Annotated in this window: 16 protein-coding genes; 3 read left to right on the top strand and 13 right to left on the bottom strand. The window is 62.0% G+C overall.

The window, feature by feature from the left end:
* Positions 1-2: 2 nt before the first annotated feature.
* Together rpmF and R3355_RS08740 are read right to left on the bottom strand one after the other, a co-directional pair.
* Entirely contained in the window at positions 3-185 is a 183-nt protein-coding gene (gene rpmF, locus R3355_RS08745) for a 50S ribosomal protein L32 (protein ID WP_079201670.1), read from the bottom strand.
* A 13-nt stretch (positions 186-198) separates the two neighbouring features.
* On the bottom strand, positions 199-726 hold the full coding sequence (locus tag R3355_RS08740; protein ID WP_318946523.1) for a YceD family protein: 528 nt from the start codon (positions 724-726) through the stop codon (positions 199-201).
* A gap of 111 nt (positions 727-837) precedes the next feature.
* Between R3355_RS08740 and R3355_RS08735 the strand changes: the two genes are divergently transcribed.
* Positions 838-1,416 (top strand): nucleoside triphosphate pyrophosphatase, encoded by a 579-nt coding sequence (locus R3355_RS08735; RefSeq protein WP_318960865.1) that lies wholly within the window; start codon positions 838-840, stop codon positions 1,414-1,416.
* Positions 1,417-1,464: 48 nt separating this feature from the next.
* Here R3355_RS08735 and R3355_RS08730 read toward each other — a convergent pair whose 3' ends face one another.
* The 3 genes from R3355_RS08730 to rluC are packed head-to-tail and all read right to left on the bottom strand — an operon-like array spanning position 1,465 to position 4,076.
* On the bottom strand, positions 1,465-2,445 hold the full coding sequence (locus R3355_RS08730; RefSeq protein WP_318960864.1) for a S49 family peptidase: 981 nt from the start codon (positions 2,443-2,445) through the stop codon (positions 1,465-1,467).
* Positions 2,435-3,130, bottom strand: coding sequence for an HAD-IA family hydrolase (locus R3355_RS08725; RefSeq protein ID WP_318946525.1), 696 nt, complete (start codon positions 3,128-3,130; stop codon positions 2,435-2,437). The genes R3355_RS08730 and R3355_RS08725 overlap by 11 nt, the downstream gene beginning before the upstream one ends.
* Positions 3,123-4,076 (bottom strand): 23S rRNA pseudouridine(955/2504/2580) synthase RluC, encoded by a 954-nt coding sequence (gene rluC, locus R3355_RS08720; protein WP_318960863.1) that lies wholly within the window; start codon positions 4,074-4,076, stop codon positions 3,123-3,125. The genes R3355_RS08725 and rluC overlap by 8 nt, the downstream gene beginning before the upstream one ends.
* A 580-nt stretch (positions 4,077-4,656) precedes the next feature.
* On the opposite strand from rluC, the gene rne reads away from it, so the two are divergent.
* On the top strand, positions 4,657-7,764 hold the full coding sequence (gene rne / locus R3355_RS08715; protein ID WP_318960862.1) for a ribonuclease E: 3,108 nt from the start codon (positions 4,657-4,659) through the stop codon (positions 7,762-7,764).
* Positions 7,765-7,893: 129 nt separating this feature from the next.
* On the opposite strand, the gene murB is transcribed toward rne, so the two are convergent.
* The 8 genes from murB to R3355_RS08675 form a co-directional block, all read right to left on the bottom strand.
* Positions 7,894-8,913, bottom strand: a complete 1,020-nt coding sequence (gene murB / locus R3355_RS08710) for a UDP-N-acetylmuramate dehydrogenase (protein WP_318960861.1) — start codon at positions 8,911-8,913, stop codon at positions 7,894-7,896.
* The gene (locus tag R3355_RS08705) at positions 8,910-9,374 is read right to left on the bottom strand and encodes a low molecular weight protein-tyrosine-phosphatase (RefSeq protein WP_318960860.1); all 465 of its coding nucleotides are present in this window, start codon (positions 9,372-9,374) and stop codon (positions 8,910-8,912) included. Before R3355_RS08705 ends, murB begins: the two co-directional genes overlap by 4 nt.
* Positions 9,374-10,138 carry a 3-deoxy-manno-octulosonate cytidylyltransferase gene (kdsB, locus tag R3355_RS08700; protein WP_318960859.1) on the bottom strand — a complete coding sequence of 255 codons (765 nt, stop codon included), beginning with the start codon at positions 10,136-10,138 and terminating at the stop codon, positions 9,374-9,376. The genes R3355_RS08705 and kdsB overlap by 1 nt, the downstream gene beginning before the upstream one ends.
* The gene (locus R3355_RS08695) at positions 10,139-10,324 is read right to left on the bottom strand and encodes a Trm112 family protein (protein ID WP_079201660.1); all 186 of its coding nucleotides are present in this window, start codon (positions 10,322-10,324) and stop codon (positions 10,139-10,141) included.
* 61 nt (positions 10,325-10,385) lie between these two features.
* Entirely contained in the window at positions 10,386-11,390 is a 1,005-nt protein-coding gene (gene lpxK, locus R3355_RS08690; protein WP_318960858.1) for a tetraacyldisaccharide 4'-kinase, read from the bottom strand.
* 13 nt (positions 11,391-11,403) lie between these two features.
* The gene (locus R3355_RS08685) at positions 11,404-11,832 is read right to left on the bottom strand and encodes a biopolymer transporter ExbD (protein WP_318949213.1); all 429 of its coding nucleotides are present in this window, start codon (positions 11,830-11,832) and stop codon (positions 11,404-11,406) included.
* A complete protein-coding gene (locus R3355_RS08680; RefSeq protein ID WP_318949214.1) occupies positions 11,829-12,461 on the bottom strand; it encodes a MotA/TolQ/ExbB proton channel family protein in 633 nt (210 codons plus the stop codon). Before R3355_RS08680 ends, R3355_RS08685 begins: the two co-directional genes overlap by 4 nt.
* Before the next feature lie 72 nt (positions 12,462-12,533).
* Entirely contained in the window at positions 12,534-14,747 is a 2,214-nt protein-coding gene (locus R3355_RS08675) for a DNA internalization-related competence protein ComEC/Rec2 (RefSeq protein WP_318960886.1), read from the bottom strand.
* Positions 14,748-14,899: 152 nt separating this feature from the next.
* Here R3355_RS08675 and R3355_RS08670 point away from each other — a divergent pair, with 152 nt between their 5' ends.
* Positions 14,900-15,433, top strand: coding sequence for a DUF2062 domain-containing protein (locus R3355_RS08670; protein WP_318960857.1), 534 nt, complete (start codon positions 14,900-14,902; stop codon positions 15,431-15,433).
* Positions 15,434-15,467: the final 34 nt, after the last annotated feature.

Raw genomic sequence — 15,467 nt, 5'->3', positions numbered from 1 at the left:
GATTACTCGTCAGCGCCCTTGTCGATCACTTTGCGACCACGGTAAACACCTTCCGGCGATACGTGGTGGCGCAGATGGATTTCGCCGGTGCTTTTCTCGACGGACAGCGTGCTGGCATCGAGTGCATCGTGCGAACGACGCATGTCACGGGCGGAACGGGATTTTTTGTTCTGCTGAACAGCCATAACTGATTAACTCCTAAACGTTTGGGTCACGCTTTAACTGCGCCAATACACTGAACGGGTTGGACCGCGTTACCTCGTCCTCGCTCGACTCGGGCTCTTCGAGGCCGACCGGCTGCTGGCAATCTTTAGGGTCATGAACCGGGACAATGGGCAAGGCGAGCAACAGCTCTTCCTCAACCAGCGCCAGCAGATCCAATGGATCTTCACCCAACTCCAGCGCGTCATAGCCCTTCGGCACGGACTGGGTATTTGCACCTTCTTTCACCACAGCGTAATCACAGCTGCTATGGATCGGCAGGGCAACCAGTTCAAGACAACGCTGGCAAACCATTTTGACCTCAACCTCGAGCTCACTATGGAAAACCACAGCATTACGCTCATCACGCTCGAAGAAAAACTTCGCACGCACCATGCCTTGGTTATCGGCAAGTGGCTCGCAGAGTCGCGCCAGATCAGCTAGCGATACCTCGCCTTCAAGCGTGGTACCACGATCAGCCAATTTGCGCGGATCAACATGAGGTGGAATCGGTGCATTTAACATAGGCGCCGCATTCTATGGATGCACCCTGCCCCTGTCAAAGGATATTCGGCCTGTCCAGCACGAAGAGTGCCGACTAATATTGCCGGCCCATATAAAAGGAGATACACAAATATGCTGCCCCTGGTGCTCGCATCCAGCTCACCCTATCGCAGAGAACTATTGACCCGCCTGCGCCTGCCCTTTATTTGGGGGGCGCCCGCGATCGATGAAGCCCCTCGACCCGAAGAAGACGCCAGCACACTGGTACGTCGCCTGGCAGAAGAAAAAGCCCGCGCGCTCAGCCCCCAGCACCCGCAACACCTGATCATCGGCTCGGATCAGGTCGCCGTACTGGGCAATCAGATTCTCGGCAAGCCTCACACACACGAACGCGCCCACGCACAACTGCTCGCCGCCAGCGGCAACAGCATCACCTTCCTCACCGGCCTGGCCCTGCTCGACAGCCAAAGCGACCGTTGCCAGATCGACTGCATCCCCTTCACCGTGCACTTTCGCCAGCTGAGCGATGCGCAAATCACCCGCTACCTGGAGGCCGAGCAGCCCTACGACTGCGCCGGCAGCTTCAAGGCAGAGGGACTGGGCGTCAGCCTGTTTCGCAGCACCGAAGGCACTGACGCTACCAGCCTGATCGGCCTCCCCCTGATCCGCCTGGTGGACATGCTCCATGCGGCCGGCATCGATATCCCATAAAGCAACAAGCCCGATCAATGACCGGGCCTGCATGCAACACGAGATCAGCTAGCGCAGGCTTGGCCCCTGAAATCCCATCCACATGGCCAGATCCTCGGCGACGCTGGCCCCCAGGCGCTTGGCGAAGCGGTCGAACGGCGACTCCTTGACTGTGAAGTCGACCAACTCTTTCTCGCCGATCACTTCACGCGCAACATAACTGGTATTGCCCAGGGCATCGATCAAGCCCAACTGCAGCGCTTGCTCACCCGACCATACCAGCCCCGAGAACAATTCAGGATGCTCTGCCGACTTCAGCCGATCACCACGCCCCTGCTTGACGCTCTCGATAAACTGCTGATGGGTAGTTTCCAACACGCCCTGCCAAAAACGCGCCTCATCTTCTTTCGGCGGCTGGAACGGGTCGAGAAACGCCTTATGCTCGCCCGCGGTATACACCCGACGATCGACCCCCAGCTTTTCCATCACCCCGACAAAGCCGAAACCAGCCGCCGTCACGCCAATCGACCCGACCAGACTGGCCTTGTCGGCATAGATCTGATCCGCGGCACTGGCAATGTAATAGGCTCCAGAGGCCCCAAGGTCGGTAATCACCGCGTACAGCTTGATCGCCGGATACTCGGCGCGCAGGCGACGAATCTCGTCATAGATATAACCCGACTGCACCGGACTGCCACCCGGGCTGTTGATCCGCAGGATCACACCCTTGGTGTTAGCGTCCTCGAACGCGGCGCGCAGGCTGCCGACTATGTTATCGGCACTGGCTATCTCCTTATCGGCGATCATCCCGCGCACCTCGATCAATGCGGTATGGCTCGCACCGCTCTTGACGCTCTCCTTCAAATCGAGCAGCGGCGCAAATAGCGCCAGCGCAGCAAACAGATATATAAATGTCAGCGACTTGAAGAAAATCCCCCAACGTCGCGCCCGACGCTGCTCCTGGACGCCAGCCAGCAGGGTTTTTTCCAGCAACTTCCAGCTTTTCTCATCACCTTCGCCGGCAGCCGATGCTTTCCATTCATCCGACATGTTCACCCACCTCAATTGGTTGCCCACCTGCACGCCGATCGAGCCAGGCATGCAATTCCATGAAATTCTCTATCGCCAGCGCCGGACCATGCTCACGCAACACCGCCAAGGGCTGAGCCCCATAGCCGACCGCCACGGAGCTCATCCCGGCGTGCCGAGCCATCTGCAAATCGAACGATGAGTCACCCACCATCAAGGCCCGCCCAGCAGGCACGCCACAATGTTCGAGGATTTCCTCCAGCATCAGCGGACTCGGCTTGCTCGCCGTCTCGTCGGCACAGCGAGTGACATCGAAGTAGTCCAGCCAGCCACGCCCCTCCAGCACACGCTGCAAGCCATGGCGACTCTTGCCCGTGGCCACAGCCAAACGATAGCCCTGCGCACGGAACATCTCCAGCGCCTCAGCCACCCCCGGGAACAACGCCGATGGCTGAGCCTCCAGCGCCAGATAGCGCTCGCTATAGCAGTGACGGAAGCGCTCGACCCGTGCAGTCTCGACCAGTTCGGGATGCAGGCTGGCGATCGCCTCCGGCAAACCAAGCCCGATAATCCCCTTGACCTGCGCATCGCTACACCGCGCCAGCTCACAAGAATCCGCCGCCCAATGCATCGACTCGACGATACGACCAATGGAATCGACCAGCGTGCCATCCCAATCGAAGATCAACAGCTCATAATCAGGCACTCAGACGCTCCAGCGTGCGCGCCCAGGCCGCATCGACCGGCGCCTCCAAGCGCAGTTCGCCACCATCGGGCAGCGGCACGACCAGCGCATAGGCATGCAGGAACAGACGCTTGCCGCCCAGCTCGCGGATCTCGCGACTGAAGTCGTCATCGCCATACTTGCTGTCGCCGGCGATGCAGTGCCCGGCATACTGGCTGTGTACGCGAATCTGATGGGTGCGCCCGGTTACCGGCTTGGCCTCGACCAGGGTGGCAAACTCACCAAAACGGCGCAGCACGCGAAACAGCGTCAGCGCCTCCTTGCCCTCATCGTCGACCTCGACCATGCGCTCACCAGAACGCAGATTGCTCTTCTGCAAAGGCGCATTGACCCGTTTCTTGGCGGTCGCCCAATGTCCACGGACCAACGCCATATAGCGCTTGTCAACGCCGTCACCGCGCAAAGCCTCATGCAGATGGCGCAGCATGCTGCGCTTCTTGGCGATCATCAGCAGCCCGGAAGTATCGCGATCGAGACGATGAACCAGCTCCAGCTCCTTGGCATCTGGCCGCAGCTGACGGAAAGCCTCTATCACCCCGTAGTTGAGGCCGCTACCACCGTGCACAGCGATGCCGGCCGGCTTGTTCAGCACTATCAGGGCCTTGTCTTCATAAACGATGGCCGCCTCGAGGCGCTCGAGCAACCCCTGCGCCAAGGGGGCCGGCTCATCGCGCTCAGCCAGACGTAGCGGCGGAACACGAATGATATCGCCCGCCTGCAGCTTGTACTCCGGCTTGATGCGGCCCTTGTTCACCCGCACCTCGCCTTTACGCAAAATGCGGTAAATCAATGTCTTGGGCACACCCTTTAACTGAGTGCGGAGAAAGTTATCGATGCGCTGGCCGGCGAGTTCCGGCGCAACCTCGAGCAGCTGAACGCCGGAGGTTGTAGAAGTAGGAGTTGTCATCGCGCAATCATAACAATTTTTTATGGAATTGAAGCACTTAATCATAACTGCTATAGTCGCGAACGCCGCCAAAAGCGGTCCGGTTTGCGGATGATCGCCAAAACTGCCATCCCCAACCGACGCAATTCATTTGGGACGTAAGGCCGTCCGACGGGTTACTCAGACGATAGAAAGCCGCAAAGGCCGCGAATAACTCGGAAATAAAGCCTTAAGCCATGATGCGCAGCCGCCCCCATTGGGCGTTTGCGATAACTGCCAACCCGCTGCGGATGTTATGCGAGCGGCACCCGATTTTCAGTGATACGTGTAGGGTGGAGATGTACAACCGTCGGTCTGCGTAGCAATTAGCTTTATCGAAGACGCTTCATCTCGTCCGCTACCGACAGTTGATTCCTCCTCCTGACTAATGCTTTCTGTCACAACAGCGAGCAGGAGATGTCCGTCGCGACCCAGCCCAACTGGCTGACTGTCGCTTGACAATGAAACGATTTACGCCCGTTTCTGACGCGCCTGACACCGACCCTGAGAGTCGTGTGTGCCGAACGCCGCTTCCGCCAGCACCGGAAACCGACGGTACAACATGAAAAGAATGCTGATTAACGCAACTCAACCCGAAGAGTTGCGTGTTGCTCTGGTCGACGGCCAACGCCTGTATGACCTGGACATAGAATCGGGCGCCCGCGAGCAGAAGAAGGCCAACATCTATAAAGGCCGCATTACTCGCGTCGAACCCAGCCTCGAGGCCGCTTTTGTCGACTTCGGCTCGGAGCGCCACGGCTTTCTCCCCCTCAAGGAGATCTCCCGCGAGTACTTCAGCAAGGCGACCGAGGGCCGCGTCAACATCAAGGACGTGCTCAAGGAAGGCCAGGAAGTCATCGTTCAGGTCGAAAAAGAGGAACGTGGCAACAAGGGCGCGGCCCTGACCACCTTCATCAGTCTGGCCGGTCGTTACCTGGTACTGATGCCGAACAACCCGCGCGCCGGCGGCATCTCGCGGCGCATCGAAGGCGAAGAGCGCAACGAATTGCGTGAAGCCCTCAATGGCCTGGTCGCCCCAAGCGACATGGGCCTGATCGTGCGCACTGCCGGCCTCGGTCGCTCCAGCGAAGAAATGCAGTGGGACCTCGATTACCTGCTGCAACTGTGGAGCGCCATTAAAGAAGCCTCACTCGATCGCGCCGCGCCCTTCCTGATCTACCAGGAAAGCAACGTGATCATCCGCGCGATCCGCGACTACCTACGTCAGGACATCGGCGAAGTACTGGTCGACAGTGTCGAAGCGCAGCAGGAAGCACTCAGCTTCATCAATCAGGTGATGCCGCAGTACGCCAGCAAGATCAAGCTGTATGAAGACAGCGTGCCGCTGTTCAACCGCTTCCAGATCGAAAGCCAGATCGAAACCGCCTTTCAGCGCGAAGTGAAACTGCCCTCCGGCGGCGCTATCGTGATCGACCCGACCGAAGCACTGGTGTCCATCGACATCAACTCGGCGCGCGCAACCAAAGGCAGCGACATCGAAGAAACCGCGCTGCAGACCAACCTGGAAGCGGCAGAAGAGATCGCCCGCCAGCTTCGCCTGCGCGACATCGGCGGCCTGATCGTGATCGACTTCATCGACATGACGCCAGCCAAGAACCAGCGCGCCGTGGAAGAAAAGGTCCGCGAAAGCCTGGAAGCCGACCGAGCCCGCGTCCAGGTTGGGCGCATCTCGCGCTTCGGCCTGCTGGAAATGTCCCGTCAGCGCCTGCGTCCGTCGCTCGGCGAAAGCAGCGGCATCGTCTGCCCACGCTGCAACGGCCAAGGCATCATCCGCGACGTCGAATCGCTGTCCCTGGCGATCCTGCGCCTGATCGAAGAAGAAGCCCTGAAAGATCGCACCGCCGAGGTTCGCGCCCAGGTGCCGATCCCGGTAGCCGCCTTCCTGCTCAACGAAAAGCGCAACTCGATCACCAAGATCGAACTGCGCAGCCGTGCACGCATCGTCATCCTGCCGAACGATCACCTGGAAACGCCACACTTCGAAGTCCAGCGCATCCGTGACGACAGCCCGGAAGCGCAATCCACCCAGACCAGCTATGAAATGGCTGCCGCCGAAGTGGAAGAAGTGCAACCGGTTGCGGCCACCCGCACCCTGGTTCGCCAGGAGGCGGCGATCAAGACCGCCCCCCAGCGCACCGCGCCAACGCCGGCGCCAGTGACCGAGATCAGCGAACCGGTAGTAGCCGCCAGCCAACCCAGCCTGTTCAAGGGCCTGGTCAAGTCGCTGGTCAGCCTGTTCGCCAGCAAGGAAGAAGAAGCAAAACCTGCTGTAGTCGAGAAAAAAGCCAGCGAACGCCCGCAACGCAGCGATGAACGCCGCGGTGGTCGTCAGCAGAACCGCAGCCGCGGCGGTCGTCGCGACGAAGAACGCAAACCCCGTGAAGAGCGCGCCCCGCGCGAAGAACGGGCACCTCGTGAAGAGCGTCAGCCGCGCGTAGCACGCGAAGAGGCGCAACCGCGTGAAGAACGCCAACCGCGTGAAGCCGTTGAGGTTCGCGAGCCACAGGAAGTCCGCCAGTCGCGCCCACCACGCGAAGGCCAGGAGAACCGCCGCGAGCGCAAGCCACGTGAAGAGCGCCCAGCCCGTCAACTGCGCGAGCCGCTGGATGCACCGCAAAGCGCCGACAACAGCAGCGAAAGCGACAGCGACAGCAGCACCGCAGAAGTACGTGCCGAGCGCCCGCAACGCGAACCGCGCCAACCGCGCGCGCCCCGTGAAGAGCGCCAACCACGCCCCGAAACGGCTGCAGTCATTGATGACGAAGCACTGAGCAACGAACAGCCACAGCAAGACGATGAGCCGGAAAGCGTAGAGGGTGAGCGCCCACGCCGCCGCTCGCGTGGCCAGCGTCGTCGCAGTAATCGCCGTGAGCGGCAAAGCGACGCCAGCGGCAATGTGATCGAAGGCACTGAAGAAAGCAGCGCAAACCAGGCTGAAGCCTCTGCCCCACTGGCAGTAGCCGCAACCGTTGCCGCTGAAGTGAGCGCCGAGCTGGTCAGCGCCGAGCCCACCGTGACCGAGCAACCAACCGAGGAAACGCCGGCTCAGTCTGTTGCACAGCCAGAGCTGCCAGTGGCCGAACAACCCAGCGAAGCAGGCACTACTGAAGCGGCTGAAGAAGCGACTGTAGCGACTGTCGAAGCCAGCACACCGCAGGCCGTTGAAGCAGTCCCCGAGATCAGCACAGAAGCTGTCACTCCCGCGCCAAGCGAAGAGCCAGCCGAAGTGGCGGTCGAAATCGTTGCCAGCGAACCGACTGAGCCCGCAATCACAGTGACGGAAGAGGTCGCACAGACCACAGAGACCACAGAGACTGCAAGCAACGTACCGAGCGCCGCAGGTCGTGCGCCGAACGATCCACGCGAAGTGCGTCGCCGTCAACGCGAAGCCGAGCGCCTGGCGCGCGAAGCAGCCGAGGCCGCAGCCGCCCAGCCAGCCGAAGCGGTAGAAGAGACCAGCCCAACTGAACCTGCGACTGAAACCGCAGCCAGCGACGAGGCAAGCGAAGCAAGCAACGAAGCACCAGCGGCTGAGACCGGCGAGCCGGAGCGCACACCAGCAAACGCAGTAGATGCCGACGCTGAAACTGAAACTGAAACTGAAACTGAAAAGCATCAGGATGAGCACGCGGACAAGCCGCACGCCTGAGACTATTCAGCGCAATAAAAAAGGGGATGCTTCGGCATCCCCTTTTTTATGCTTCTACCCACGCTACGCGGCTAGCCCCAACGGGATCATGGCCTGCGAGCATAGCCATCTCGTAGCGCCGAATACGGCTTAAAGCACGTTAGGCTCGATTTCCAGGTCAACCGCAAAGCGCCGGAATACATCCGCCTGGATACGCTGCGCCAACGCCAACAACTGCTGCCCGGTGGCCTGACCATAATTGACCAGCACCAGAGCCTGCAGCCGATGCACCCCGGCATCACCCTCACGAAAGCCTTTCCAGCCAGCGCGCTCGATCAGCCAGCCAGCGGCCAGCTTGACCCGACCATCGGCCTGCGGATAAGCCACCAGGCCGGCATGCTCGGCGCCCAGGCGCTGCGCCAGCTCAACTGAAACCAAAGGGTTCTTGAAAAAGCTGCCGGCGTTACCCAGCACCGCCGGATCCGGCAATTTCTCGCTGCGAATCGCACAGATCGCCTGGCTGACATCGACAGCCGTCGGCGTCGTCATGCCCTGCTCCGCCAGGCGCTGATGCAGCGGACCGTACTCGAGATGCAGCGCGGCCGTGCGGCTCAAAGCGAAGCGTACGCGCAGGATCACCCAACGCCCCGCCTCACGCTTGAACAGGCTGTCACGATAGGCGAAGCCACAGTCGGCCAGGGAAAATTCGCGCAGCTCGCCGCTCTGACGATCCAGGGCGGTCAAGCCGTCGAACAGGTCTTTCAGCTCGACACCATAGGCGCCAATATTCTGCATCGGTGCGGCGCCGACCGTACCGGGGATCAGGCTGAGGTTTTCCAGGCCGACCAACCCCTGCTGCAGAGTCCACAGCACAAAGGGATGCCAAGGCTCGCCGGCTTCGGCCTCCACCAGCACCCGCTCGCCGTCATCCTGCAGCACGCGAATGCCGCGACTGGCCATGCGCAGCACCAGCGCCTCGACATCGGTGGTCAGCAGCATATTGCTGCCACCGCCGAGCAACAGCACGGGCAACTGCTGCTGTTGTGCATAAACCAACGCCTCACGCACCTGATCGTCGTCATGCGCCTCGGTAAATGCACGCGCCGCAACATCCACGGCGAAGCTGTTATAGGCCTTGAGCGAAACCCGCGACCGAACACTAAGGCTCATAGTCGCCCCCGCAGTTCGCGGAGCAAACCATCGCAGGCCTGCTCGAGCAGATCCAGCACCTGCTCGAAACCTTCCTCGCCGCCGTAATAGGGATCCGGCACCTCATCCGGCGCCAGGTCATAGCGGCGCAGAAACAGATCCAGCTCGGCCGCAGCGTTGCCAGGACGCATGCGCCGCAGGTGCTCCAGATTGCTGTTATCCATGGCTAGAATCAGATCGAAACGACTGAAATCACCGGCGCAGACCTGACGTCCGCGCAAGGCGGAAAGGTCATAACCGCGCAACTGCGCCGCCTGCCGAGTGCGGCTGTCCGGCGGCTTGCCCACATGCCAATCGCCGGTACCGGCGGAATCGACCTCGACGCCCTCCTCCAGCCCCAGCTCACGCACCTTGTGACGCAGCACCGCTTCGGCGGTAGGCGAGCGGCAGATATTGCCCAGACAGACAAACAGGACGCGCATCAAGCCCCCAGCAGCCGGCGCACGCGCTCGAGATCTTCCCGGGTATCGACCCCGGCCGGCGGACGCTGCAGGGCATCGGCGACGTGGATGCGCACGCCGTGCCAGAGCGCGCGCAACTGCTCCAGGCACTCGGTGTCCTCCAGCCAGCAAGGTCCCCAGGCGACGAAATCGTGAAGGAACTGCGCGCGGTAGGCATAGATGCCGATATGCCGACGGTAGGGCACGTTAGCCGGCAACTGCTCGCGACTGACGGCAAAGGCGTCACGCGCCCAGGGTAAGGGCGCACGGCTGAAGGTCAGTGCCAGACCATTGCGATCGCTTGCGACCTTGACCACGTTGGGATTGAACAGCGCGGCCACATCGTCGATCGGCTCGGCCAGGGTGGCGATCGCCGCCTGCGGGTTGGCCGCAAGATTGGCCGCCACCTGATCGATGATCGCCGGCGGAATCAGCGGCTCGTCACCCTGCACGTTGACCACGATGGCATCGGTGGTCAGCCCCAGCGCGGCGGCCACTTCGGCCAGACGATCGGTGCCGGAGTTATGGTCGGCACGGGTCAACAACACCTGAGCCCCAAAGCCGTGACAGGCCTCGACGATGCGTGCATCGTCGGTCGCCACCACCACCTGCTGGGCACTGCTTTTACACGCCTGCTCCCAGACATGCTGGATCATCGGCTTGCCGGCGATGTCCTGCAGCGGCTTGCCGGGCAGACGGCTGGAGGCGTAACGCGCCGGGATCACAACGGTAAAAGCGCTGTTCATTTACTTGTCCAGACGTTCGTCGACGTTGAGGGTACGGGCTTCGCTCTCCAGCATCACCGGGATGCCGTCGCGCACCGGAAAGGCTAAACCGTCGGCCTTGCAGATCAGCTCGGACTTGTCGGCGGCGAGCTTGAGCGGGCCCTTGCACAGTGGGCAGGCCAAAATATCGAGTAGTTTCGGGTCCATGGAAGATCCTTGCTGTAGAGCGGCTGCAATGAATGGGACGGCGCTTGCCATAGCCGCTGGCTTAGCGAGCGAGAGGCAGCAAAGCGGTCAATTGCGCATCGAACCAGGCAATGAAGGCCGCCGAGGGCTCGGCATCCACCACCAGGTACCACCAGTCATCGGCGGCAAAAGCCCGGCATTTGACCGCATCCTTTTCCGTCATGACCACAGGCAACGCCGGGCTGAATTTCAGCAGCTCGGCGCTGTACTGCGCATGGTCGGCAAAAGCATGCGCAATCGGCCGCCAGTGTAGCGTTTCGAGCGTATTGAAGAAACGCTGAGGATTACCGATGCCGGCGACGGCATGCAGCTGCTGCTGCGGTGAGAAATGCGTCAGGGGACACTGCTCACCACTACGCAGGTTGACCAGGGAGCGCGGACGCAAGCCGAAGGCGTAACCACCCTGCGGATCACTGCTGGCACCGTTGTAGAGCAGCGCATCGACGCTCAGCAGGCGCTCGACCGGCTCGCGTAACGGCCCGGCAGGCAGGCAACGTGCATTGCCCAGGCCGCGCGCCGCATCGATCAGCACCAGCTCCAGGTCACGGGCCAGGTGATAGTGCTGCAGGCCATCGTCACTGAGGATCAGATCCAGCGGCTCCGCTGCCAGCAAGGCAGCCACCGCACGCCCGCGATCGGGATCGATCATCAAGGGCACGGCACTGCGCTGGACGATCAGCAGCGGCTCGTCGCCGGCAACGCTGGGGCTTTGATCGGCCTGCACCCGCCAAGGCAATTGCGGCGGCTTGGCGCCGTAGCCACGACTGACTACGCCGACCCTGAGGCCACGCTGGCGGCAATGTTCGATCAACCAGAGGATCAGCGGGGTCTTGCCAGTGCCGCCGACGGTGATATTGCCCACCACCACGACCGGCACCGGGGCGCGGTATATCTCGCCCTCACCCGCGAGGAAGCGTGCACGCTTGCGCTCTACCACCGCACGGTAGAGACCCTCGAGTGGCCGCAGCAGGGTCAGCGCCGGATGCCCGGCATACCAGGCCGCGAGCAGCCGGTCAGACAGACTCATGGGGAAACGACCCTCAAGGCGTGGCCTGCGCCTCGACCGTGGTGATACGCAGGTGGGCAAAGCCCAACTTGCCGGCGGCGTCCATGGCCGTGATCACCGCCTGATGAGGGGTCTTGCCATCGGCACTGATGGTCAGCGGCAGGCTGTTATCACCCTCCGATTCCTTTTGCAGCGCCGCCATCAAGCCATCCAGGTTACTTTTCAGCAGTTGCTTGCCATTCAGCGAATAACTGCCGTCGACTGCAATCAGCACCTCCAACTGCTTGAGCTCGGTCTGCTCCGGCGGCGTGCCACTGGCGGCCTCGGGCAGATCGACCTTGAGCTGGGTCTCACGGGTGAAGGTGGTGGTGACCACAAAAAACAAGAGCAGGATGAACACCACGTCGATCAGCGAAGCCAGGTTGATCTCGACGTTCTCCCGCGGTTTGCGCCGGAATTTCACGCCTTGCCCTCAGCAAAATCGACGTCACGATCACCCTGCACCACTTCCACCAGCTTGATCGCTTCCTGCTCCATGCCGACCACCAGCTCATCGACCCGACGCTGCAGGTAGCGGTGAAAGAACAAGGCTGGAATGGCCACCATCAAGCCGGCCGCCGTGGTGATCAATGCCTTGGATATACCCGCGGCGAGCAGCGCCGCATTGGCCATGCCCGAACCCATGAAGGAGCTGAAGATCTCGATCATGCCCAGCACGGTGCCGAGCAAACCGAGCAGCGGCGCAATACCGGCGATGGTGCCCAGGGCATTGAGATAGCGCTCCAGGTCGTGGACAACACGCGCGGCCGCCTCTTCGATGCACTCTTTCATGATCTCGCGACCATGCTTGGAGTTGGCCAGGCCGGCAGCCAGAATCTGCCCCAAGGGCGAGTTGTTACGCAACTCCTTGAGCTTCTGGTTGTTCAGCTTTTTATCCTTGATCCAGCGCCACACCTGACCGAGCAGGTGTGGCGGCGTGATGCGGCTGGGCCGCAGCGTCCACAGACGCTCAGCAATAATGCCGACCGCAACGATAGAGCAGAGCATGATCGGCAGCATTATCCAGCCGCCAGCTTTAACCAGTTCCCACACGGTGGTACATCCCCTTTGGAAAAGTGGCGCCACTCTAGCATAGGGGCGACATGGCGCCGACCGCCGCGGTTCTCATTTTTCTCGCCAAAAACGTGCGTGCTCGCGCAACCCTTGCCCTGGAGCGAAGGCGCCCAGGCGAATGCGCACGGCGCCGTGCTCGACCGTGTCATAGAGCCGAGCGGACAACGCCTCGTATCGCGCTACCACAGCGGCATGGGGATGACCGAAGGCATTGTGTTGGCCGCGGGAAATCAGTGCCGCACGCGGTACCACGGCATCCAGCAAGGCCTGCGAAGATGAGCTGCCACTGCCATGGTGTGGCGCAAACAGCCAGTGCGCGCGAAGGTCCAAGCCACTGTCGAGCAGCCCGCGCTCGGCGGCGCTGTCGATATCACCCGTCAACAGCAGGCGCTCGCCAGCCGCCTCGATCAGCAATACGCAGGAGGCCTGGTTGCCATCCGTCGCCTGCGCCCAGCGCCAGATAGTGAAGTTCACCCCATCCCACTGCCAGCTGCGCCCCGACTCACAGGCCTCGGCCCGGAGCATCGCTGGCAGTACCGCCGCCTCGCCGCTCACCACCTGCCTGACCACCATGCCACGCTGAATCGCCAGCGCACCGCCGGCGTGATCGTTGTCGGCATGGCTGATCAGCAACATATCCAGCTGTACCACCCCCAATCCGCGCAGCGACGGCAGCACCACACGCTCGCCCATGTCGAAATCGCCGAAGCGTGGCCCAGCGTCATACAGCAGCGCGTGCTCGCGAGTGCGCAGCAAGACCGCCAGGCCCTGACCAACGTCCAGCATCCACACCTCGGCCTGGCCATGGGCAGGCCGCTGCACCTCGGTACAGAACAGTGGCAGCAGCAGAATCCAGCCCAGGCTGCGCAATGGCACGCCAGCCGGCAGCAGCAACAGCACAGTACCTAGCGTCACCAGCAACCAAGCCCAGAGCGGTAATGTCCCGGGCAACCAGGCCGGCAGCCAGGTTGCCATCTGCGCCAGCAGCATGAACAACAGCTTGAGCAAGCCACCGGCCAGCCATAGCAGCGCTTCCCCCAGCCAGGGCAGTGGCAAGAGCAGGGTTCCCAACAACGCCAATGGCACCACCGCCAGACCGACCCAGGGCACGGCAAGCAGATTGGCCAGCGGGCCACTGGCACTGACCGGCAAACCCAACGCCAGCAACAACGGCAGCAGACCTATGGCCATTGCCCATTGCGCCCGCCCCAGCGTCTGCCACCATGGCCACGCGCCCAGCCGGCCACTGAAAAGCAGGATCAGCAACAGCACGGCGCCGAAGGACAGCCAGAAGCCCGGCTGCAAGCTGGCCAGGGGCTCCAGCAGCAAGACCACCACCAGCGCAACCAACAATGGCAAGAAAACCCCGAGATGGCGGAAGCGCCAACGCCACAGCAGCACCAGACCGACCATCACACAGGCACGCCGCACCGGCACCTCGAAGCCTGCCAGCAGGCCATAGCCGAGCGCACCGGCGAAGGCCAGAGCACAAGCCCAGGGCAACCACGGCCATTGCCGCGGCCACCAGCCCAGACGGGCCAAGCCGGCAATCAAACCATACAGCAGCGCGGCCAGCAGGCCGATATGCTGACCGGAAATCACCAGCAAGTGCACCGTGCCGGTGTCTTGCAGCACGCGCCAATCGGCCACCGACAAGCCGGAACCATCACCCAGCACCAGCGCCGCCAGCGCCCCCTCGCGACCATGGGCATCGACTGCAAGCAGGCGCTGACGCAAGCCATCGCGCCAGCTCCCCGGCCCACTGGCGGTGCTCAGCAGCTGGCCGCTCTTGACCGTGCCGGTCGCGCCAATACGTTGCGCCAGCAGCCAGGACTCGTAATCGAAAGACTGCGGATTGACCAGGCCATGCGGCCGCTTGAGACGCACTGCCAGGCGCCAGGTCTCGCCGGCCCGCAGCTCGGGGCCGCCATACCAGGCCAGGCGCAGTCGTTGCGGCAACCGGGCACGCCGCGACTCGGCCTGCTGCAGTTGAAACCTGACCACCCCATCGCGCAAGTCGGGTAGGCCGACCACCCGCCCCTGCAGCCACAGAGTACGGCCATCGAGCTCCGGCGCCAGCCTGTCGTCCAGCGCCGACTGCGCCGAGATACCGGCCCAGCTGAGACCAAACAGGAAGAATGCCAGGGGATAACTGCGAAATGGCAGCAACATCAGCCCCAGGACCGGCAGCAGCCATAACAGCCAGACGGGCGGTAAAGTCGGCAAAAATCGTAGCAGGAGCAAACCCGCTACCAGCGCTGACATCCCTGTGCGCATAACCCCTCACTCCTTGAGATCCGCTTCCGTGGACCCAACCCAACAACCGACGCTCACTTATTTGCTGTGACAAAGTCTGAAAGCGGCTCGCCTTGAATCGGTGCATAATATCGGCGCTTTTAGCCTGCCAGAGAGCCCCGATGCCGCGTCGTTTTTTCAAACGCTACATGCCTCACCCGGACCGCATCAAGGCCAGCAAGTCCCTGCGCTTTCTCGGCGCCCTGATTCACGACCCCAATCTCTGGCACCTCAACCGCCACTCGGTGGCGCGCGCCGTGGCCATTGGCCTGTTCTGGGCGATGATGCCCATGCCGCTGCAAATGGTCGCCGCTGCGCTGGTCGCTATTCCCGCACGCGCCAATCTGCCCATTTCCGTTGGACTGGTCTGGCTGACCAACCCGATCACCATGCCGCCGGTGTTCTATTGCAGCTACAAATTCGGCGCCTGGATGACCAACACCCCCGCCCTGCGCATGCCCGACCAGATCACCCTGAGCTGGGTCGGGCATATGCTGCAGACCCACTGGCAGCCTCTGCTCCTCGGTTCTTTCGTGCTCGGCTTGCTCTTTGCTGCACTGGGCTACCTGGTCACCAACAGCTACTGGCACTGGTGGGTACGGCGCAGCTGGCGCAAGCGCCAGGAACAACGCCGCAACAACAGGCCGGATAATTGAAAGCAAAAAGCCGTTACTCGAGTAACGGCTTTTT

It is taken from the genome of Pseudomonas sp. (assembly GCF_033723075.1).
Lineage (GTDB): Bacteria > Pseudomonadota > Gammaproteobacteria > Pseudomonadales > Pseudomonadaceae > Aquipseudomonas.
The sequence above is the reverse complement of the archived record's forward strand: the minus strand, read 5'-3'. Positions and strand labels throughout refer to the sequence as shown.

What these genes read in the sequence shown, in the direction of transcription:
- rpmF (WP_079201670.1), bottom strand. Translation starts at nt 185, where the DNA reads ATGGCTGTTCAGCAGAACAAAAAATCCCGTTCCGCCCGTGACATGCGT.
- R3355_RS08740 (WP_318946523.1), bottom strand. Translation starts at nt 726, where the DNA reads ATGTTAAATGCACCGATTCCACCTCATGTTGATCCGCGCAAATTGGCT.
- R3355_RS08735 (WP_318960865.1), top strand. Translation starts at nt 838, where the DNA reads ATGCTGCCCCTGGTGCTCGCATCCAGCTCACCCTATCGCAGAGAACTA.
- R3355_RS08730 (WP_318960864.1), bottom strand. Translation starts at nt 2,445, where the DNA reads ATGTCGGATGAATGGAAAGCATCGGCTGCCGGCGAAGGTGATGAGAAA.
- rluC (WP_318960863.1), bottom strand. Translation starts at nt 4,076, where the DNA reads ATGACAACTCCTACTTCTACAACCTCCGGCGTTCAGCTGCTCGAGGTT.
- rne (WP_318960862.1), top strand. Translation starts at nt 4,657, where the DNA reads ATGAAAAGAATGCTGATTAACGCAACTCAACCCGAAGAGTTGCGTGTT.
- murB (WP_318960861.1), bottom strand. Translation starts at nt 8,913, where the DNA reads ATGAGCCTTAGTGTTCGGTCGCGGGTTTCGCTCAAGGCCTATAACAGC.
- R3355_RS08705 (WP_318960860.1), bottom strand. Translation starts at nt 9,374, where the DNA reads ATGCGCGTCCTGTTTGTCTGTCTGGGCAATATCTGCCGCTCGCCTACC.
- kdsB (WP_318960859.1), bottom strand. Translation starts at nt 10,138, where the DNA reads ATGAACAGCGCTTTTACCGTTGTGATCCCGGCGCGTTACGCCTCCAGC.
- R3355_RS08695 (WP_079201660.1), bottom strand. Translation starts at nt 10,324, where the DNA reads ATGGACCCGAAACTACTCGATATTTTGGCCTGCCCACTGTGCAAGGGC.
- lpxK (WP_318960858.1), bottom strand. Translation starts at nt 11,390, where the DNA reads ATGAGTCTGTCTGACCGGCTGCTCGCGGCCTGGTATGCCGGGCATCCG.
- R3355_RS08675 (WP_318960886.1), bottom strand. Translation starts at nt 14,747, where the DNA reads ATGTCAGCGCTGGTAGCGGGTTTGCTCCTGCTACGATTTTTGCCGACT.
- R3355_RS08670 (WP_318960857.1), top strand. Translation starts at nt 14,900, where the DNA reads ATGCCGCGTCGTTTTTTCAAACGCTACATGCCTCACCCGGACCGCATC.